The 20,581-nt window shown below is 71.5% G+C and carries 14 protein-coding genes; 9 read left to right on the forward strand and 5 right to left on the reverse strand.

The window, feature by feature from the left end; translation table 11 throughout:
- The first annotated feature begins 15 nt into the window (after positions 1-15).
- The 3 genes from nuoL to nuoN are packed head-to-tail and all read left to right on the forward strand — an operon-like array spanning position 16 to position 5,196.
- Positions 16-1,971, forward strand: a complete 1,956-nt coding sequence (nuoL, locus tag AC07F3_RS35645) for an NADH-quinone oxidoreductase subunit L (RefSeq protein ID WP_479118850.1) — start codon at positions 16-18, stop codon at positions 1,969-1,971.
- A 4-nt stretch (positions 1,972-1,975) separates the two neighbouring features.
- Positions 1,976-3,547, forward strand: a complete 1,572-nt coding sequence (locus AC07F3_RS35650; protein ID WP_479118851.1) for an NADH-quinone oxidoreductase subunit M — start codon at positions 1,976-1,978, stop codon at positions 3,545-3,547.
- Complete coding sequence (gene nuoN / locus AC07F3_RS35655; RefSeq protein ID WP_479118852.1) at positions 3,544-5,196, forward strand: NADH-quinone oxidoreductase subunit NuoN; 1,653 nt, start codon at positions 3,544-3,546, stop codon at positions 5,194-5,196. The genes AC07F3_RS35650 and nuoN overlap by 4 nt, the downstream gene beginning before the upstream one ends.
- A 319-nt stretch (positions 5,197-5,515) precedes the next feature.
- Here the strand turns inward: nuoN and recQ are convergent, their stop codons facing one another.
- Together recQ and fahA are read right to left on the reverse strand one after the other, a co-directional pair.
- The gene (gene recQ / locus AC07F3_RS35660) at positions 5,516-7,378 is read right to left on the reverse strand and encodes a DNA helicase RecQ (protein ID WP_479118854.1); all 1,863 of its coding nucleotides are present in this window, start codon (positions 7,376-7,378) and stop codon (positions 5,516-5,518) included.
- 193 nt (positions 7,379-7,571) lie between these two features.
- The gene (fahA, locus tag AC07F3_RS35665; RefSeq protein ID WP_479118855.1) at positions 7,572-8,798 is read right to left on the reverse strand and encodes a fumarylacetoacetase; all 1,227 of its coding nucleotides are present in this window, start codon (positions 8,796-8,798) and stop codon (positions 7,572-7,574) included.
- 222 nt (positions 8,799-9,020) lie between these two features.
- On the opposite strand from fahA, the gene AC07F3_RS35670 reads away from it, so the two are divergent.
- Both AC07F3_RS35670 and AC07F3_RS35675 read left to right on the forward strand, forming a co-directional pair.
- Positions 9,021-10,256: a carboxylate--amine ligase gene (locus AC07F3_RS35670; RefSeq protein ID WP_479118888.1), complete on the forward strand. Its 1,236-nt coding sequence runs from the start codon at positions 9,021-9,023 to the stop codon at positions 10,254-10,256.
- A gap of 90 nt (positions 10,257-10,346) precedes the next feature.
- On the forward strand, positions 10,347-11,552 hold the full coding sequence (locus AC07F3_RS35675) for an NAD(P)-binding domain-containing protein (RefSeq protein ID WP_479118856.1): 1,206 nt from the start codon (positions 10,347-10,349) through the stop codon (positions 11,550-11,552).
- Between the two features lie 137 nt (positions 11,553-11,689).
- Here the strand turns inward: AC07F3_RS35675 and AC07F3_RS35680 are convergent, their stop codons facing one another.
- Entirely contained in the window at positions 11,690-13,690 is a 2,001-nt protein-coding gene (locus AC07F3_RS35680; protein ID WP_479118857.1) for a CocE/NonD family hydrolase, read from the reverse strand.
- 10 nt (positions 13,691-13,700) lie between these two features.
- Positions 13,701-15,200, reverse strand: a complete 1,500-nt coding sequence (locus AC07F3_RS35685) for a peptide MFS transporter (protein WP_479118858.1) — start codon at positions 15,198-15,200, stop codon at positions 13,701-13,703.
- Positions 15,201-15,390: 190 nt separating this feature from the next.
- Here AC07F3_RS35685 and AC07F3_RS35690 point away from each other — a divergent pair, with 190 nt between their 5' ends.
- Positions 15,391-16,401, forward strand: a complete 1,011-nt coding sequence (locus AC07F3_RS35690) for a polyprenyl synthetase family protein (protein ID WP_479118860.1) — start codon at positions 15,391-15,393, stop codon at positions 16,399-16,401.
- 24 nt (positions 16,402-16,425) lie between these two features.
- Here AC07F3_RS35690 and AC07F3_RS35695 read toward each other — a convergent pair whose 3' ends face one another.
- Entirely contained in the window at positions 16,426-16,971 is a 546-nt protein-coding gene (locus AC07F3_RS35695) for a hypothetical protein (protein WP_479118861.1), read from the reverse strand.
- A gap of 325 nt (positions 16,972-17,296) precedes the next feature.
- Here AC07F3_RS35695 and AC07F3_RS35700 point away from each other — a divergent pair, with 325 nt between their 5' ends.
- From AC07F3_RS35700 to AC07F3_RS35710, 3 genes are all read left to right on the forward strand, one after another.
- Positions 17,297-18,523, forward strand: a complete 1,227-nt coding sequence (locus AC07F3_RS35700; protein ID WP_479118863.1) for a LolA family protein — start codon at positions 17,297-17,299, stop codon at positions 18,521-18,523.
- Between the two features lie 138 nt (positions 18,524-18,661).
- The gene (locus tag AC07F3_RS35705; protein ID WP_479118864.1) at positions 18,662-19,612 is read left to right on the forward strand and encodes an ABC transporter ATP-binding protein; all 951 of its coding nucleotides are present in this window, start codon (positions 18,662-18,664) and stop codon (positions 19,610-19,612) included.
- On the forward strand, positions 19,599-20,507 hold the full coding sequence (locus AC07F3_RS35710; RefSeq protein ID WP_479118865.1) for an ABC transporter permease: 909 nt from the start codon (positions 19,599-19,601) through the stop codon (positions 20,505-20,507). The genes AC07F3_RS35705 and AC07F3_RS35710 overlap by 14 nt, the downstream gene beginning before the upstream one ends.
- Positions 20,508-20,581 lie beyond the last annotated feature (74 nt).

Raw genomic sequence — 20,581 nt, forward strand, 5'->3', positions numbered from 1 at the left:
GGGGTCGCTAGAACCGTGGGAAACACAGACAACCTCATCGCCCTGCTCATCGCGGCGCCCCTGCTCGGAGCGGCCGTACTGCTGTGCGGCGGACGGAGACTGGACGGGATCGGCCACTGGCTGGGCACGCTGCTCGCGGCCGCGTCCTTCGTCCTGGGCGCGGTGCTCTTCGTCGACATGCTGGGCCGCTCGGCCGACGGCCGCACGGTGACCCAGCACCTGTTCAGCTGGGTTCCGGTCGCCGGCTTCCAGGCCGACGTCGGCTTCCACCTCGACCAGCTGTCGATGACCTTCGTCCTGCTGATCACCGGTGTGGGCACGCTGATCCACATCTACTCGATCGGCTACATGGAGCACGACGAGAACCGCCGCCGCTTCTTCGCCTACCTGAACCTGTTCCTCGCGGCGATGCTGCTCCTGGTCCTCGCCGACAACTACCTTCTGCTGTACGTCGGTTGGGAAGGCGTGGGCCTCGCGTCCTACCTGCTCATCGGCTTCTGGCAGCACAAGCCCAGCGCGGCGACCGCCGCCAAGAAGGCCTTCCTGGTCAACCGGGTCGGCGACATGGGCCTGTCGATCGCCATCATGGTGATGTTCACGACCTTCGGCTCGTTCGCCTTCTCCACCGTGCTCGGCGAGGCGGGCGGGGCGAGCTCGGGCCGCGACACCGCCATCGGCCTGATGCTGCTGCTCGCCGCGTGCGGCAAGTCGGCACAGGTGCCGCTGCAGTCCTGGCTCGGCGATGCGATGGAGGGCCCGACCCCGGTCTCGGCCCTGATCCACGCGGCGACCATGGTGACCGCGGGCGTCTACCTGATCACCCGCTCCGGCGCGATCTTCAACGCGGTGCCGGACGTGCAGACGGCGGTGGTCGTCGTGGGCGCGGTCACGCTCCTGTTCGGTGCGATCGTCGGTTGCGCGAAGGACGACATCAAGAAGGCGCTGGCCGGCTCGACGATGTCGCAGATCGGCTACATGATCCTGGCCACCGGCCTCGGCCCGATCGGCTACGCCTTCGCGATCATGCACCTGGTGACGCACGGCTTCTTCAAGGCCGGGCTGTTCCTCGGCGCGGGCTCGGTCATGCACGGCATGAACGACGAGGTCGACATGCGGAAGTACGGCGGCCTGCGCACGTACATGCCGGTCACCTTCGTCACCTTCGGCCTCGGCTACCTCGCGATCATCGGCTTCCCCGGACTGTCCGGCTTCTTCTCCAAGGACAAGATCATCGAGGCGGCGTTCGCGAAGGGCGGCGCCGAGGGCTGGATCCTTGGCGCGGTCACCCTGCTCGGCGCCGCGATCACCGCGTTCTACATGACGCGCGTGATGATCCTGACCTTCTTCGGCGAGGAGCGCTGGAAGCACGCGAAGACCCCTTCGCCGGACCGGCCGGGCGTGGAGCCCGCCGCCGAGACCCGGGGCGCCCACGACGAGCCGCACCCGCACGAGTCCCCGAAGTCCATGACGATCCCCATGATCGTCCTCGCCTTCGGCTCGGTCTTCGCGGGCGGCGTCTTCGGCATCGGCGACCGGTTCGTGAAGTGGCTCGAACCCATCACCTCGTTCGACCACGGCGATTCGCCGGTCGGCCAGTGGACGGTCACCGCCGCCACCATCGTCTGCCTGCTGATCGGCGTGGGCCTCGCGGTCGCCCAGTACGGCCGCAAGCCCGTCCCGGTGGTCGCCCCGCGCGGCTCCCTGCTCACCCGGGCCGCCCGCCGCGACCTGCTCCAGGACGACTTCAACCACGTGGTCCTGGTCCGCGGCGGCGAGCACCTGACCCGCTCGCTCGTCTACCTCGACCACAGCCTGGTCGACGGAGTCGTCAATGGAACCGCCGCCTCGGTCGGCGGGCTCTCCGGCCGGCTGCGCAAGCTGCAGAACGGCTTCGCCCGCAGCTACGCGGTCTCGATGTTCGGAGGTGCTGTGGTGATCATCGCCGCGACTCTGCTGATGAGGGCGGTGTAACGCGATGTCCTTCCCCCTCCTCACCGCTACGGCCGCCCTCCCGGCGCTCGGCGCCGTCGCGACCGCGGCCGTCCCGGCGGCCCGGCGCACCGCCGCCAAGTGGCTGGCCCTGCTGGTCTCGGTGGGCACCCTGGTGCTCGCCGCGATCCAGCTCGTACGGTTCGAACCGGGCGGCTCCCGCTACCAGTTGACCGAGTCGCACGCCTGGATCAAGGACTTCGGCGTCCGCTACGAACTGGGCGTGGACGGCATCGGGGTGGCCCTCATCGGGCTCACCGCGCTGCTCATCCCCTTCATCATCGCGGCGGGCTGGCACGACGCCGACCCCCTGGAGACCCACAGCAGCCGCTGGCGGCCGACGCAGGGCTTCTTCGCCCTGATCCTCGCCGTCGAGGCGATGGTGGTGCTCTCCTTCGAGGCCACCGACGTCTTCCTCTTCTACATCCTGTTCGAAGCCATGCTCATCCCGATGTACTTCCTCATCGGCGGCTTCGGCGACCGTGCGCACGCACAGGGCGACGAGGCGGCGGCCACCCAACGCTCGTACGCGGCCGTCAAGTTCCTCCTCTACAACCTGGTCGGCGGCCTCATCATGCTGGCCGCCGTCATCGGTCTCTACGTGGTGGCGGGCTCGTTCTCGCTGAACGAGATCGCCGCGGCCCGCGCGAGCGGCTCGCTCCACATGGCGACCAACACCGAGCGGCTGCTGTTCCTCGGCTTCTTCTTCGCCTTCGCGGTGAAGGCCCCGCTGTGGCCGCTGCACACCTGGCTGCCCAACGCGATGGGCGAGGCGACCGCGCCGGTCGCCGTGCTCATCACCGCGGTCGTCGACAAGGTCGGCACCTTCGCGATGCTGCGCTTCTGCCTCCAGCTCTTCCCGGAGGCCAGCAAGTGGGCCACACCGGTGATCGTGGTGCTCGCCGTGATCAGCATCATCTACGGGGCGCTGCTCGCGGTCGGCCAGCGCGATATCAAACGCCTGGTGGCGTACGCGTCGATCTCGCACTTCGGCTTCATCATCATGGGCATCTTCGCGATGACCACCCAGGGCCAGTCCGGCGCGACGCTCTACATGGTCAACCACGGCATCTCGACCGCCGCGCTCATGCTGGTCGCCGGCTTCCTGATCTCGCGCCGCGGCTCCCGGCTCATCTCGGACTACGGCGGGGTGCAGAAGGTCGCCCCCGTGCTGGCCGGCACGTTCCTGATCGGCGGCCTCGCCACCCTCTCGCTGCCGGGGCTCGCGCCCTTCGTCAGTGAATTCCTGGTCCTGGTCGGCACGTTCAGCCGCTACCCGGCGGCGGGCGTGGTCGCGACCCTCGGCATCGTCCTGGCCGCGCTCTACGTCCTCGTCCTCTACCAGCGGACGATGACCGGACCGGTCAAGGCCGAGATCCAGGGCATGCCCGACCTCAAGGTCCGCGAACTGCTCGTGGTGGCCCCGCTGATCGCCCTGCTGATCTTCCTCGGGGTCTACCCGAAGCCGCTGACGAACATCGTCAACCCGGCGGTGGGCCACACCATGTCGGACGTACAGAAGAAGGACCCCAACCCGGTGGTGGAGGCGGCCAAGTGAGCCCATCAGCTGTCCACAGCCTGTGGACCACGGCGGCGGAGGGGAAGCTCGACAAGATCCCCGCGCCGCACATCGAGTACGCGCAGCTCGCGCCCACCCTGATCGTCGTGGGCGCGGCGCTCCTCGGCGTCCTCGTCGAAGCCTTCGTCCCGCGCCGCAGCCGCTACTACGTGCAGGTGTTCCTGTCGGTGGTCGCGCTCGGCGCCGCCTTCGCCGCGGTGGTCGGCCTCGCGGCCGGCGGCTACGGCACGACCAAGGCGCACATCGCCGCCATGGGCGCCGTCGCGGTCGACGGCCCCGCGCTCTTCCTCCAGGGCACCATTCTGCTGGCCTCCATCGTGGCGGTCTTCACCTTCGCCGAGCGCCGCCTGGACCCGGTGGCGCACGGCAACAAGGTGGACTCCTTCGCCGCGCAGGCCGCCTCGGTGCCGGGCAGCGACAGCGAGAAGGCCGCGGTCAAGGCCGGGTTCACCACGACCGAGGTCTTCCCGCTGGCCCTGTTCGCGGTCTCCGGCATGCTGGTCTTCCCGGCGGCGAACGACCTGCTGACCCTGTTCGTGGCGCTTGAGGTCTTCTCCCTCCCGCTCTACCTGCTGTGCGCCCTGGCCCGCCGCAAGCGGCTCATGTCACAGGAAGCGGCGGTCAAGTACTTCCTGCTCGGCGCGTTCTCCTCGGCCTTCCTGCTCTTCGGCATCGCGCTCCTGTACGGCTACGCGGGCTCCGTCTCGTACGCCACGATCGCCGACGTGGTCAGCGGCTCGGTCCAGAACGTGGACCCCGCGCTCGCCGGGACCATGGGCAACGACGCGCTGCTGCTCATCGGCGGCGCGATGCTCCTGATGGGCCTGCTGTTCAAGGTCGGCGCGGTGCCGTTCCACATGTGGACGCCGGACGTCTACCAGGGCGCGCCCACCCCGGTGACCGGCTTCATGGCTGCGGCCACCAAGGTCGCGGCCTTCGGGGCGCTGCTCCGCCTGCTGTACGTGGTGCTGCCCGGCATGAGCTGGGACTGGCGGCCGGTCATGTGGGGCGTCGCGATCATCACGATGCTGGGCGGCGCGGTCGTCGCCATCACCCAGACCGACATCAAGCGCCTGCTGGCGTACTCCTCGATCGCGCACGCCGGGTTCATCCTGGCCGGTGTCATCGCCACCAACGCGGACGGCATCTCGTCGGTGCTGTTCTACCTGGCGGCGTACTCCTTCGTGACGATCGGCGCGTTCGCCGTGGTCACGCTGGTGCGGGACGCGGGCGGCGAGGCGACGCACCTGTCCAAGTGGGCCGGGCTCGGCCGCCGTTCGCCGCTGGTCGCGGCGGTCTTCGCGGTCTTCCTGCTCGCCTTCGCGGGCATCCCGCTGACGTCCGGTTTCTCCGGGAAGTTCGCCGTGTTCAAGGCGGCGGCGGAGGGGGGCGCGGGGGCGCTGGTCGTGGTCGGTGTCGTGTCCTCGGCGGTCGCCGCGTTCTTCTACATCCGGGTGATCGTGCTGATGTTCTTCAGCGAGCCGAAGGCGGACGGGCCGACGGTCGCGGTGCCTTCGCCGCTGACGATGGCCACGATCGGGGTGGGTGTCGCGGTGACGCTCGTGCTGGGTGTCGCGCCGCAGTACTTCCTTGACCTGGCGCACAGTGCGGGTGTGTTTGTTCGGTAGGGGGTGGGCGGGGCTCCCCACCCCGCCCCTCTCCGGGGGTGGAAGGACCCTGGGGGCTCCGCCCCCAGACCCCCATTCGCGCCTGAACGGCGCTCGTCCTCAATCGCCGGACGGGCTGAAGATGCCAGCCTGGGCCAGCACCGTACCGCCAAGGGGCGCGGGGAACTGCGCGAGAAGCGAGCACGGTCCGCAGCCGTAAGCGGGTTGAGGGGCGCGGGGAACTGCGCGAGAAGCGGGCACGGTCCGCAGCCGTAAGCGGGTTCAGGGGCGCGGGGAACTGCGCACTTCGGGGGCAGGCGTGGGGGCCCAGCCCCCCCCGCTAGGGCAGGGTGGTGAGGAGGGCCAGGACCTCCTCGCCCCAGGTGGCCAGCTTCTTCTCACCCACCCCACCGATCGCCCCGAGCTCCCCCATCGACCCCGGCCGAACCGTCGCGATCTCCCGCAGCGTCGCATCGTGGAAGATCACGTACGCCGGGACCCCCGCCTCCTTCGCCTGGGCCGCGCGCCACGTCCGCAGCGCCTCGAAGACCGGGAGCACCTCAGCGGGCAGGTCGGCCGCCACGGTGGACTTCTTCGACGCGCCGCGCGCCGCCCGCACCGGCTTCTCCGGCTCCGTCCGCATCCGGACCTCGCGCCCGCCGCCCAGCACCTCCGCGCTCGGTCCGGTCAGGACCAGCGTGCCGTACTCACCCTCCACCGCGAGCAGTCCCTGCGCGAGCAACTGCCGCACCACGCCCCGCCATTGGGCCTCCGACAGCTCTTCCCCGATGCCGAAGACGGACAGCGCGTCATGGTCGAACTGGATGACCTTCGCGGTCCTGCGGCCGAGCAGGATGTCGATGATCTGGCCCGCGCCGAACTTCTGGCCCCGCTCGCGCTGGAGGCGTACGACGGTGGACAGCACCTTCTGCGCGGCCACCGTGCCGTCCCACGTCTGCGGCGGGGTCAGGCAGGTGTCGCAGTTCCCGCAGGTCGCGGCCTCGGCCTCCTGGCCGAAGTAGCCCAGAAGCTGGGCCCGGCGGCACGAGGCGGTCTCGCAGAGCGCCAGCATCGCGTCCAGATGCGCGGCCGCGCGGCGCCGGAACGCCTCGTCGCCCTCGCCGCTCTGGATCAACTTGCGCTGCTGGACGACGTCTTGGAGCCCGTACGCCATCCAGGCCGTCGACGCCAGCCCGTCGCGCCCCGCGCGGCCGGTCTCCTGGTAGTAGCCCTCGACCGACTTCGGCAGGTCGAGGTGGGCCACGAACCGCACGTCCGGCTTGTCGATGCCCATGCCGAAGGCGATGGTCGCCACCACGACCAGGCCGTCCTCCCGCAGGAAGCGCGACTGGTTGAGCGCGCGCGTCCCCGCGTCGAGCCCGGCGTGGTACGGGACGGCCTGCACCCCGTGGTCGCTCAGGTACTGGGCGGTCTTCTCCACCGAGGCCCGCGAGAGGCAGTAGACGATGCCCGCGTCCCCCTCGTGCTCCTCCTTCAGGAACGTCAGGAGCTGCTTCTTCGGGTCGCTCTTCGGCACGATCCGGTACTGGATGTTCGGCCGGTCGAAGCTCGCCACGAAGTGCCGGGCCTCCGGCATCCCGAGGCGCTGGGTGATCTCGCGGTGCGTGGCGTCCGTGGCCGTCGCGGTGAGCGCGATGCGCGGCACGTCGGGCCAGCGCTCGCCGAGCAGGGACAGGGCGAGGTAGTCCGGGCGGAAGTCGTGGCCCCACTGGGCGACGCAGTGCGCCTCGTCGATGGCGAAGACGGAGATCTTGGCGCGGGAGAGCAGGTCGAGCGTGGCCTCCACGCGCAGGCGCTCGGGGGCCAGGTACAGCAGGTCGAGCTCGCCGGCGAGCAGCTCCGCCTCGACGGTGCGGCGCTCGTCGAAGTCCTGCGTGGAGTTGATGAACCCGGCGCGCACGCCGAGCGCGCGCAGCGCGTCCACCTGGTCCTGCATCAGGGCGATGAGGGGGGAGACCACGACGCCGGTACCGGGCCTGACCAGGGCGGGGATCTGGTAGCAGAGCGACTTTCCGCCGCCGGTCGGCATGAGGACCACCGCGTCGCCACCGGACACGACGTGCTCGATGACCTCGCCCTGGGCGCCGCGGAAGGATTCGTATCCGAAGACCCGGTGCAGTGTCTGGAGGGCCTCGGTGTCGGGCTCCGCGGTCACCGTCCGCGTTCCGTCCGTCGCGCTCATCGCTCTGTCCCCCGTGCTGGTCCGTCGACTGCCTCACCGTTCACCCTCGCAACGATAGGCGTCCCCGCCGACACCCCGGGAGTTATCCACAACCCGGGGCCGATTCCCGCCCCCGGCCCGACCGCCCCGCCCCCGCGAGGCCCCGCGGCGGAGCCGCGGGGTGTCCAAGCCGGGCGGGGCGGGGCAAGGGGGATCAGGTCGACGGGGTGATCCGGCCCCGTACCTCGCCCAGGCCCACCCGCACCCCGTGCGCCCCCGGCGCCCAGGCGGTGAGGACGACCTCGTCGCCGTCTTCGAGGAAGGTGCGCTTGCCGGTGGGGAGCTCCAGCGGCTCCGTACCGTTCCACGTGAGTTCGAGGAGCGAGCCCCGCTGTCCGCGCTCGGGGCCGCTGACCGTGCCCGAGCCGTACACGTCCCCGGTCCGCAGCGACGCGCCGTTGACCGTCATGTGGGCCAGCTGCTGCGCGGCCGTCCAGTACATCGAGGCGAACGGCGGCTCGGCCACCACCGTGCCGTTGATCGACACCGTGATGCGCAGGTCGAAGCCGCCCGGGACCTCCTCGGCGGAGTCGTCCAGGTAGGGCAGGAGGGGGAAGTCGCGGGCCGGGGGAGCGACCCGGGCCGCCGCGAGGGCCTCCAGCGGGGTGACCCACGCCGAGACCGAGGTCGCGAAGGACTTGCCGAGGAACGGGCCGAGCGGCACGTACTCCCAGGCCTGGATGTCCCGCGCCGACCAGTCGTTGAGGAGGAACAGACCGAAGACGTGGTCGTCGAAGGCGCCGAGCCCGACCCGCTCGCCCAGCCGCGACGGCGTGCCCACGACGAAGCCGACCTCCGCCTCGATGTCCAGCTTGACCGACGGGCCGAAGACCGGGGCCGGGTCGGCCGGGGCCTTGCGCTGGCCCTGCGGGCGGACGACCTCCGTGCCGGAGACCACGACCGTGCCGGACCGGCCGTGGTAACCGATCGGCAGGTGCTTCCAGTTGGGGGTCAGCGCCGCGCCGTCGGGGCGGAAGATCTGGCCCACGTTCGTGGCGTGGTGCTCGCTCGCGTAGAAGTCGACGTAGTCGGCGACCTCGTACGGAAGGTGCAGCTCCACCTCGGCGAGCGGGTGCAGGAGGGGCTCTATGACCGGGCGGTGGGCGGGCACGGTCACCCACGCGGTGAGCGCCCGGCGTACATCGCGCCAGGCCGTGCGCCCCGCCGCCAGCAGGGGGTTGAGGCTCGGCTTGGCGAGGAGCGCCGCGTACGGCGAACCCAGCGCGTGCGCCGCCGCCCCCGCGTCCAGGACGTGGTCGCCGATGCGCACGCCGACCCTGCGGTCCTCGGGATGGCCCGGCGTGGAGAAGACGCCGTAGGGGAGATTGTGCGGGCCGAAGGGATCGCCCTCGGCCAGTTCGAGCGGGCTCTGCTCGGACATCGGTGCCTGCCTCGCTTTCCACGGGTGTGGGTCACACGTTACGTCGGCGGTGCGCGGGGCGGCAGTGCCTAAAGAGTTCGCAATGTCCGGAAATTCCGTCTCCGGAAGCGGGGGTTCCCCCTTAGCGTCTCTGTCCGGGGCACGCCCGCCGAGGGGGTCGCGCGTCCCTGCGGGGCTGTGGGGGCTCTCTGTCCCGAGGGGGGACTGGTGTCGGGCAGTAACGTGCTGTTCAGGGCGGACCGGGACGTACCGGGACTGATCGTCAAGTTCGGGAACTATCCGCTGCACCACGGCGGGGTCGGCGCCATCCGCAGTCTGGGCAGACTCGGGGTGCCGATGTACGCGATCACCGAGGACCGCTGGACCCCGGCCGCCCAGTCCCGCTACCTCAGGCGGGCCTTTCCCTGGCCGACGACCGGCGTCGAGGAACCGGCCGCGCTGGTGGAGGGACTGCTCGGGATCGGCCGGCGGATCGGCCGCCCCGCCGTCCTGATCCCCACCGACGAAGAGGCCGCGGTGCTGATCGCCGAGCACCAGGAGGAGCTCGCCGGCCACTTCCTCTTCCCGCCCGTGGCGCCGGACCTGCCCCGGCGCCTGGCCAGCAAGCAGGGGCTGCACGAGCTGTGCGTGGAGCACGGGGTGCCGTCCCCGGCGGCCGCCTTTCCCGAGACGTACGCCGATGTCGAGGACTTCGCGCGGCACGCCCGCTTCCCGGTGGTGGCCAAGAACCGGGAGGCCTTCGTGCGGCGGCGCAGCCCCGCCGTGCCCGGCACCACCCGGATCGAGGACGGCGCGCACCTGCTCGCGCTGGCCCGCGGCTGGGGGGCGAGCCCCGGGGTGATCCTCCAGGAGTACCTGCCGCGCGAGCAGGCCGAGGACTGGATCGTGCACGCCTACTTCGACGAACACTCCACCCCGCTCGCGCTGTTCACCGGAGTGAAGGTGCGCTCCTGGCCGCCGCACGCCGGGATGACGGCCAACGCGTACGTCGTCGACAACCCGGAACTCGCAGCCCTCGCCGAGCAGTTCGTCAAACGCATCGGCTTCACCGGCATCGTCGACCTCGACCTGCGCTTCGACCGGCGCGACGGGCGCTACAAGCTCCTGGACTTCAACCCCAGGATGGGCGCGCAGTTCCGCCTCTTCGAGAGCGAGTCCGGCGTGGACGTGATCCGCGCCCAGCACCTGCACCTCACCGGCCGCCGGGTCCCGGAGGGCGAACAGCCGGCCGGGCGGCGCTACGTGGTCGAGAACATCGACCTGCCCGCGCTGCTCGCCTACCGGCGCAGCGGCTACACCACACCCCACGCGCCCGAGCGCCCGACCGGCACCGAATTCGCCTGGGTCGCGGGGGACGATCTCAGACCCTTCTTCACGATGATGGCCCGCTTCGTCCGTCCCGGGGCGCAGCACCTGTACCGGCTCTGGCGGAGCTCCCGCCGTGCCGTGACGAAGTAACCCGGCGCGATCCGGCGCCGAACCCCCTTGGTCCGTACGGCGGTCGCCGTCGCGTCAGGGGCGAGTCGTTCTCCTGGAAGGGGTCCCTGAGTGAGCACTTCGACACGTCCGGTGGCGGTCATCGGCGCGGGGCCGTTCGGCCTGTCCGCCGCCGCCCATCTGCGCGCCCGGGGGATACCCGTCCGCGTCTTCGGCTCGCTGATGGTGAGCTGGCGGGAGCACATGCCGGCGGGCATGATCCTCAAGTCGACGCCGGCCGCCTCCAGCATCGACGCGCCCCAGCCCGGCCACGGGCTGCTCGACTTCTGCGCGGACACCGGGACCCGGCGGCTCGAATCGGACTGGGACCTGATCCCGGTGGAGACCTTCGCGGCCTACGGACAGTGGTTCGCCGACAGGCTCTTCCCCGACCTGGAACAGGTCAGGGTGGTCGAGGTGGACCGCGTGTCCGACGGGGGCTTCGCGCTGAAACTGGACTCCGGCGAGAGCTTCCAGGCGCGGGCCGTGGTGGTCGCGACCGGACTGTCGGGCCTTGCCCGGCTGCCGCGCGAACTGGCCGCCGCGGTCCCGGACGGCCCCACGGCGACGGGCCCCGTCTCGCACGCCGCCCAGCACCACGACCTGTCCGGCTTCGCCGGGCGCGAGGTGCTGGTGATCGGGGCCGGCCAATCCGCCCTGGAGAACGCCGTGTTGATGGCCGAGGCGGGGGCGAGCGTACGGGTCGTCGCGCGCGGGGCGGGGGCGGTGCGGTTCGGCGCGGCGCCCGACCAGCAGCCCCGCTTCAGCCCCAACTCGCCGTTCGGCAGGGCCTGGTCGCTGTACGCCTTCTCGTACCACGCGACCCACTTCCGCCACCTGCCCGCGCCCGCCCGGCACTACCTGGTCCGCAACGTGCTGGGCCCGCTGGGCGCGTGGTGGCTGCGGGACCGCTTCACGGGGCAGGTCGCGGTGACCGAGGGGCGCCGGATCGTCCGGGCCCGGGTCGAGGACGGCCGGCCCGTGCTCACCCTCAGCGGGGGGACGGGGGCGCAGCGGGAGCTGGCCGCGGACCATGTGATGGCGGCGACGGGCTACCGCATGGACGTGGCCGCGCTCGACTTCCTGGGGCACGGGCTGCGCACCCAGCTGTCCACGTCCCGGGGCGCGCCGGTCCTGGACGCGGGCTACCAGTCCACCGTCCCCGGCCTGTACTTCACGGGGCTGCCCGCGGCGTCGTCCTTCGGGCCGGTGATGCGGTTCGTCTGCGGCACGGAGTACGCCTCACCGCGGCTGGCTGCCTCGGTGGCAGCCGCCTGAGGACCTGCGGCTCCGCCGCTGAAGATGCTCATGCTGGGCGGCAGCGGTCTTGCCAGGGGTGCGGGGAACTGCGCGACCAGCCCACGCACGATCCGCAGCCGAACGAAACCCCCGCAGGTCGCGCGGCGGGGAGGGGGTCAGCCCGCTTCGCGGGGGATGCGGCGCTCCCACGTGCGGTGGAACACCACCTCGCCGCCCTCCCGGCACACCACCTCGTCCGACGTCACGAAGTCCGCCGCGTCACACGCGATCGAGGACCGCGTGTCGATCGTCACGTCCCACCCCGACTCCGGCCGGTGCAGCCGCAGATGCCACTCGGAGCGGGTCCGGGCGGACAGCGGGTCGTCCGACTGGATCGTGTACGTCTCCTTCGCGTCCTCCGTGAATTCGAGCCCGTCCGGATAGACCCGCGTACCGCCGTAGCGCGGGTCGACCTCCAGGCGCCACTCGCCCTTCGCCACGTCGCGGACGACGAGCCGTTCGGGGCGCGGCTCGTCCAGCGGGGCGGGGAAGGAGACCCCGAGCGGCTCGGACTGCTCGGGGTCGGCGAACGCGATCGTGTCGTCCGACGTGCGCTCCCGCAGCGGGAGTTGGAGGAAGGAGCCGTCCGGGTCGAGGGTGAAGCCCACCGAGTCGGCCTGCGGCCAGATCCACGGCCAGTACGCGGAGGAGACCGCGAGCCGGATGCGGTGGCCCGGCGGGAAGGAGTGACCGATGCCGTTGAGGGCGAAGGTCACCTCTTCCGTCGCGCCCAGGGGCCAGGCCGCCGCGCGGTCCCTGCCGTGGCGGGCCGACAGGTTGAGCACGCCGCGCGTGACCAGCGTGGAGGAGCCGTCCGGGGCCACGTCGCAGAGCCGGGCGACGGCCTGTCCGAACGGCACGTCCATGCGCAGCTTCAGCGTGACCCGGGGGCGGCCCAGGACGTCGAGGGGGCCCGAGTCGGCCGGAACCGGGAAGTCGAAGGCCGCCGAGTGGGCGTCCTCGGCGCGCTGGTCCGGGGGGAGGCCGGCGTCGTTCCCGAAGGGGAAGAAGCGGCCCGCGTCCAGGCCGGTGTGCTGCGGCGAGCGCACCCGCACGGGCGGGCCCTGGAGCGCGTACGAGACCGGGGTGACGTGCGGCGAGGGCCAGGCGGGGTCGCCGACCCAGCGGCCCGGGAGCTCGGCGTAGACCGTGGCGGGCGGGTGCGACTCGCTGATCCAGGAGCGCAGGAGCGGCTCCTTCATCACGCCCGTCTCCTCGCCCTTGAGGTGGTGGTCCCACCAGCGCAGGGTCTCCTGGAGGAAGCCGATCGCGGGGCCGGGCGGCAGCCCGCGGTCCGGGTACTGGTGGGACCAGGGGCCGATCAGGCCGCGTACCCGGTCGGAGGGGAGGTGCTCGACCAGCCGGAGGACCGTGTCCCGGTAGGGGTCGTGCCAGCCGCCCACGGCGAGGACGGCCGCGTCGATCGCGGCGTAGTCCTCGCAGACGCTGCCGTGCTTCCAGTAGGCGTCCCGGGTCTGGTGGGCGAGCCAGGTGTGGATGAATGGGCGCACCGCTTCGAGCCGTTCAAGCCACATTTCCCGCCATTTTTCCCCGACGTAGAGGGGGTCGGGCGGGCGCGAGACGAAGGCCAGCATGGTCGCCGCCCAGGCGTGCATGTCCACGGCGAGCACGGAACCGCCCATGTAGTGGACGTCGTTGTCGTAGCGGTCGTCGGTCGAGCAGACCGTGACGACGGCCTTGAGCGGCTCGGGGGCCAGGGCGGCGATCTGGAGGCTGTTGAAGCCGCCCCAGGAGATGCCGAACATGCCCACCTTGCCGGTGCACCAGGGCTGCTGGGCCAGCCAGTTGACGACCGCGACGCCGTCGGCGAGCTCCGTCGCGTCGTACTCGTCTCCCGGCAGCCCCTCGGAGCAGCCGTGCCCGCGCACGTCCACGCGCACCGAGGCGTAGCCGTGCCCGGCGTACCAGGGGTGGCGCTGCCAGTCGCGCGGCGCCGTCCAGTCGGTCAGCCGGTACGGGAGGTATTCGAGCAGCGCGGGGACGGGCTCCTCGGTGACCGGGCGCCAGACGCGCGCGTAGAGCAGCGTGCCGTCGGGCAGCGGGATCCGGACGTCCTCGCGCTGCGTCTCGTACGGGAATTCGGTGCGGATGTGCATGGCGGCGACCTCAGTGGACGGGGTGCATGGTGCGCTTGAGCCAGGGGGCGGCTAGGATCACGGCGACGCCGACGGCCACCGCGACGGCGCCGTTCACGCCGAAGTAGGCGGCGTTGGAGACCTTTCCGTACACCTTCACGGTCTGGGCCTGGATGCCGTTGGCGAGCGCGAGGGAGAGGAACCAGAGCGACATCGTCTGGCTGGCGAAGGCCTTCGGGGCGAGCTTGGTGGTGGCCGACATGCCGGAGGTTTCGAGCAGGATGTCGCCAAGTCCGAGCAGCAGGTACGAGCCGACGATCCACCAGGCCGCCATCTTGTACGTGTCGCCGCCGTGCCCGGCGGTCGGCACCACCATCAGCAGGAACGACAGCCCGCCCAGGATCACCCCGAAGGCGATCTTGTTGGAGGCGTGCGGCTGGCGCGGCCCCATGCGGGCCCACACGGCGGCCACCACCGGCGCGAGCGCCACCTCGAACGCGCCGAGCGCGGAGGCGTACCAGCCGGCCGGGAAGTGGAAGCCGAGGAGGGTGGTCTCGGCGTTGGTGGAGGCGAGCAGCATCATCGTCGAGTACGCCTGGAACAGGATGAAGTTGAAGGCCACCGAGGCCAGGAACAGCACCACGTAGGGCCGCAGCCGCCCGCGCTCCTCGTGGGTGACGCGGGGGCTCGCGAACATCACCGCGAAGTAGACGACCGGCGCGATCACCGAGATCAGGGTCAGCAGGTCGACGAAGCGGCTCATCGTCAGCCAGCCGCCGAGCGCGAGCAGCACCGCGAGCGCCGCGACGACGAGGGCACCGAGCGCCATGAGCCGGACCGCGCGGCGCATGCCCTCGGGCGGCAGGGCGAACTCGGCCGCGTGCCTGCGTCCGGCCAGGTGGCGCCGGCCCAGGACGTACTGGATCAGGCCGAAGGTCATGCCGACGGCGGCCGCCGAGAAGCCCCAGTGCCAGCCCTTGTGGTCGCCGAGCCAGCCGGTGATCAGCGGCCCGAGGAAGGCGCCGATGTTGATGCCCATGTAGTACAGCGCGAATCCGGCGTCGCGCCGCTCGTCGTCGGTGCGGTAGAGCTTGCCGACCATGGAGGCGACGTTGGGCTTGAGCAGGCCGGTGCCCGCGCTGATCAGGCCGAGCCCGGCCCAGGTCGTCGCCGGTGCGGGCACGGCCATCGCGTAGTGGCCGCAGGCGATGAGGACGCCGCCGTACAGGACCGCGCGGTAGGAGCCGAGGATGCGGTCGGCGAGCCAGCCGCCGGCCACCGAGACCAGGTAGACGAGGGTGCCGTACGCGGCCGAGACGGAGGCGGCGGTGGCCGCGTCCATGCCCATGCCGTCGTGCGCGACGGAGTCGGCGAAGTACAGGACGAGGATCGCCTGCATGCCGAGGAACGAGAAGCGTTCCCAGACCTCCAGGCCGGACAGGGTGAGCAGCCCGCGGGGCTGACCGAAAAAGGCGTGGTCGTCCTGCGGGGGCGGCTGCTCGGCGGCCGGATCGCCGGGGGTGTCGGTCATCGTTCCGGACAAAAGGTCCACTCCTGATCGTATGAGCTGATCAAGAACATACCGGGGTCCAAGGGACTGCGCGCGAGGGGTGACGGGAAGGCGCCCACGGTGATCGAACAGCGACCCGATACGCTGACTTGAGTGAAGGCAGCGACACATCGACAATCCGTGTGATCGTCAGCAGACAGGAGTACCCCTCGTGACCGTCGTCGGGCCGTTCGGGCTGAGCGTGCGGGACCAGGCACTTGAAGCCGATGTCCAGACCGGATTGGCGGCTGTCGAGGCGGGACTGCTCGATGCCACCAAGAGCGAGGTCCCGTTCATCACGGAGGCCGCGCAGCACCTCATCCGCGCAGGTGGCAAGCGATTCCGCCCGCTGATCGTGATGCTGGCCGCCCAGTTCGGGGATCCGTACGCGCCGGGCGTCGTGCCCTCCGCGGTGGTCGTGGAGCTCACGCACCTCGCGACGCTGTACCACGACGACGTGATGGACGAGGCCGACGTGCGGCGCGGCGTGGACAGCGCCAACGCCCGCTGGGGCAACTCCGTCGCGGTCCTCACGGGTGATTTTCTCTTCGCGCGCGCCTCGCACATACTGGCGGATCTCGGCCCCGAGGCCGTACGCATTCAGGCCGAGGCGTTCGAACGGCTGGTTACCGGCCAGATCCTGGAGACCGCGGGCCCCCGCGACGGGCGCGACCCGGTCGACCACTACCTCGACGTGCTCTCCGGCAAGACCGGCTCCCTGGTCGCGGTCTCCGGCCGGTTCGGCGCGATGATGTCCGGCGCCGACGAGTCGGTCGTCGACATCCTCACGCAGTACGGCGAGCGCCTGGGCACCGCCTTCCAGCTCGCCGACGACGTCCTGGACATCGCCAGCGACTCCCACGAGTCCGGCAAGACCCCGGGCACCGACCTGCGCGAGGGCATCCCGACGCTGCCCGTCCTGCACCTGCGGGCGCAGGCCGCCCGGGACGGCCGCCCGGACGACCTGGAGCTCGTGGCGCTGCTCGACGGCGACCTCAGCGACGACGCCCGGCACGCCGAGGTGCTGCGCCGGCTGCGCGTCCACCCGGCCCTTGAGCAGGCGCGCCGGGACACCGTGCGGTACGCGGAGGAGGCGAGGGCCACGCTGGCGCCGCTGCCCTCCGGGTACGCGAAGTCCGCGCTCGAAGAGCTCTGCGACGCGGTCGTCCACCGCGCGGGCTGACCGGCGCCGGTCCCCGGCCGCGGGTCAGTAGCCCGAGCCTCCTCCCGAGGTGGTGCCGGTGTCGCCGCTCGCGGCCTTGGCACCGGTGGGCGTCGCCGCGAACCAGATGCCGCCGACGCCCTGGCCGTACGCCTCGTGCGGCTGGTCGTCCTTGGCGTACCGGTAGAGCGGCCATCCCGCGAGGGTCAGCTGCTTGCTGCCGTCGGTCCGGGTGACCGTGCCGACCAGGGACTTGTCGACGCCCTTCACCGTGACCCTGCCGGTCGCGGGGGCGGGCGGCCACTGGGCGGCGCAGGCGCCGTAGCAGTTCGACCTGGGCGTCGGCTTCGCGGTGTCCTTGTCGAAGCGGTAGAGCACGAATCCCTTGCCGTCGACCACCACGGTGCCGACCTTGTCGACCTTGGCGGTGGAGAGGGTGTCGGCGGACGGCGGGGCCGAGCTGTTGGTGGAGCTGCCGGTGGACGGGCTGGGGGCGGAGGAGCCGGATCCACTGCCGCAGCCGCCGACGGCGAGCGCGATGACGAAGGCTCCGGCCGTCGCTCCCACCGCGAACCGCTGAGTCCTGAGCATGGCGATCCCCCTTCGTAGTGCCGCTTGCTCTCACCCAGGGGTACGGATCCGGCCGCCCGAGCACTCATTTCCGGCCACGGCTGTGTGTCCGGCGCCGTCCGCCCAGGAGGGTGGCCCCCGTCGACCCCTACTGGACGGGTTGGCCGTCTCGGGGTTCCGTCATCCCAGAGAGGTACGTGAGGTTGCTCCCGGGGGTTGACGCGCCGGGGCGGCCATTTTGGTCAGATTGGAAGCACCACTCCTGACCAATTCGGGTGAGAATGGCGGCGCGGGGTGGAACTGAGCACGACGGACGGACGCCGCCGACCACGGAGGTAGGGCACACATGGCACCGAACGACAGCGCACAGGCCACCGACGAGGCCAGGGACCTCGGCGCGGGCCGCCGCAAGGCGGCGCGCTATCTCGTCCCGGTCGGGGTGGCGGGGGTGGCGGCGGCGACCATCGGGCTGGTCCCGGCGCTCGCCGCATCCGGTGACCCCAGTCTGCCGACGATCAGCGCGCAGCAGCTCATCGAGAAGATGGCCGCGTCGGACACGCAGCAGCTCTCCGGCACGATGAAGATCACGACCGACCTGGGGCTGCCCGGCCTCGGCAGCCTCGGCTCGCTCGCGCCGAAGGGCGGCGGCTCGGGGAAGTCCGCCTCCCCGGACGCGAAGCTCACCGAGCTCGCCTCGGGCACGCACACCCTGCGCGTCGCGGCCGACGGCCCCGACCGCCAGAAGGTGTCGATCCTGGAGGACGCGGCCGAGTACAGCCTGATCCACAACGGCAACGACGTCTGGGCGTACGACAGCGGCTCCAACCAGGCGTACCACTCGAAGAAGTCCGCGGCCGACGCGGCCAAGGAGCACGGCGGGAAGGCCCCGGAGCAGGGCGTTCCGACCACTCCGAAGGCGCTGGCCGACCAGCTCCTGAAGAACGTCGACCCGACCACCGCGGTGTCGGTCGACGGCACGGCCCAGGTGGCCGGGCGGGACGCCTACCAGCTCCTGATCAAGCCGAAGCAGTCCGGCTCGACGATCGGCTCGGTCCGCATAGCGGTGGACGCCAAGACCGGTGTGCCGCTGAAGTTCACGCTCGCGCCGAGCGGCGGCGGCAAGGCCGTGGTCGACGCGGGCTTCACCAAGGTCGACTTCTCGAAGCCGTCGGCGGACACCTTCACGTTCAGCCCGCCCAAGGGCGCGAAGGTCACCGAGGACGACGGCAAGCAGAAGCAGACGTTCAAGCCCGAGCAGAGCCTGCCGGGCGGTCTGGGCGGCTTCGGTGACGCCAAGAACGCGAAGAACTCCAAGGTGATCGGCAAGGGCTGGACCGCCATCGCCGAGTTCGACACCGGCGGCAAGGGCATGCCGAAGGCGGACAAGAGCAAGGGCGGCGGCGACGCCCAGAAGTTCCTGGACTCGCTGGGCGACAAGGCCTCGGGCCCGTTCGGCTCGGGCACGGTCTTCAAGACCCGCCTGGTCAACGCCCTGATCACGGACAACGGCAAGGTGTACGTGGGCGCGGTGACGAAGGACGCGCTGATCGACGCGGCCAACGCGGCCAAGTAGGCCCGACGCGGCTGTACGGCAAGAGGGTCGAGGAGGGGACGGCCTGTCCCCTCCTCGACCCGGCAGGCGAAGAGCGCCCTTTGCGGCAGCTGAGGAGCGGGGCCCCGGGGCACGGCCCCCGGTTCGGGAAGGGGCGGGGTGGGGAACAGTCCATCGGTCATCGAGACGCACGGCCTGAGCAAGCGGTACCGAGGCGGCCAGCTGGCCGTGAACGGGCTGGACCTCACCGTCCCGCGCGGCAGCGTGTTCGGCTTCCTCGGCCCCAACGGCTCCGGCAAGACCACCACCATCCGCATGCTGATGGGCCTCATCGAGCCGACCTCCGGCACCGCGAGCGTCCTCGGCAGCCCCATGCCGAAGGCCGTCCGCACCGTGCTCCCCAGGGTGGGCGCCCTCATCGAGGGCCCCGCCCTGTACGGCTTCCTGTCCGGGCGGGACAACCTGCTGCGCTACGACGCCGCGGACCCCACCGCCGACCCGCGCACCCGCACCGCCCGGGTGACGACCGCCCTGGACCGGGTGGGCCTCACGGCCGCCGCGGGCAAGAAGGCACGGGCGTACTCGCTGGGCATGAAGCAGCGCCTGGGCCTCGCGGCGGCGCTGCTCCAGCGCCGCGAGCTGCTCGTCCTGGACGAGCCGACCAACGGGCTCGACCCCCAGGGCATGCGCGAAATCCGTTCGCTGATCCGGGAGTTGGCGAACGACGGGACGACCGTCTTCCTCTCCTCGCACCTCCTCGACGAGATCGAGCAGGTCTGCTCGCACGCGGCGGTGATGAACCAGGGCCGCCTCGTCGTCCAGGGCGAGGTGGCCGAGCTCGCCGCCAACGCACGCGGCCGGCTCGCGGTCACCACCCCCGACACCGGGGCGGCGGCCCGGCTGCTCAAGGAACGGGGCATCGCCGATGTGACGGTGGTCGGCGACGACCGCGTCACCGCCGAACTGCCGCCCGACGACGTGGAGTTGGCGGACGTCAACGCCGAGCTTGTGCGGGCCGGGGTGCGGGTGCGGGGCTTCGCGGCCGAGCGGGCCTCCCTGGAGGACGCGTTCGTCGCACTGACCGGGGAGGGCTTCGATGTCGCGGGCTGAGGCCGTGGACGTGCCGGGACCGGACGCGCGGCCCGCGCCCGAGCGCGGCCCGAGCGTCCTGTGGTCGTTCGGGCTGTTCCGCTCCGAGCTGGTCACCGTGCTGCGCCGCTGGCGCACGCTCGCGCTGCTCGGGGTGCTCGCCGCCGTGCCCGTCCTCATCGGCATCGCGGTGAAGGCCGACACCAGGGGCGGCGGGGGAGGCGGGCGCGGCGGCGGAGCGGACGGCCCGGCTTTCGTCGCGCAGGTCACCAACAACGGGCTCTTCCTCGTCTTCGCCGCGCTCGCGGCCACGCTGCCGGTCTTCCTGCCGATGGCGGTCGGGGTGGTGGCGGGCGACGCGGTGGCGGGCGAGGCCAACTCCGGCACCCTGCGCTATCTGCTCGTCGCCCCGGCGGGCCGCACCCGGCTGCTGTTCGCCAAGTACGCCTCGGTGCTCGCCTTCTGCCTGATCGCCACGCTCGCGGTGGCCGTCTCCGCGCTCGCGGTCGGCGCGCTGCTCTTCCCGCTGGGCGAGGTCACCACGATCTCCGGCACGCAGATCTCCTTCGCGGACGGACTGCTGCGGGCGGTCGCGATCGCCGTGGTGGTCGCCGTCTCACTGGCCGGGATGGCCGCGCTCGGCCTGTTCATCTCGACGCTGACCAACAGCGGGATCGCGGCGATGGCCTCGACCGTCGGGCTGCTGATCACGGTCCAGATCCTGGGCCAGATACCGCAGCTGCACGCGATCCAGCCCTACCTCTTCCCGCGCTACTGGCTCTCCTTCGCGGACGTGCTGCGCGAGCCCGTCTACTGGGACCAGCTGGTGAAGAACTTCGAGCTCCAGGCCCTGTACGTCGCGGTCTTCGGCTCGGCGGCGTGGGCCCGCTTCACGACGAAGGACATCACGGCATGAGGGCCGGGAACGGCGGATGACGTGTCCGGAACGGACCGGTCGTGCGAGCCGACCCCCGTGACGGCTCGACACGA

The organism is Streptomyces sp. NPDC045846, assembly GCF_056431605.1.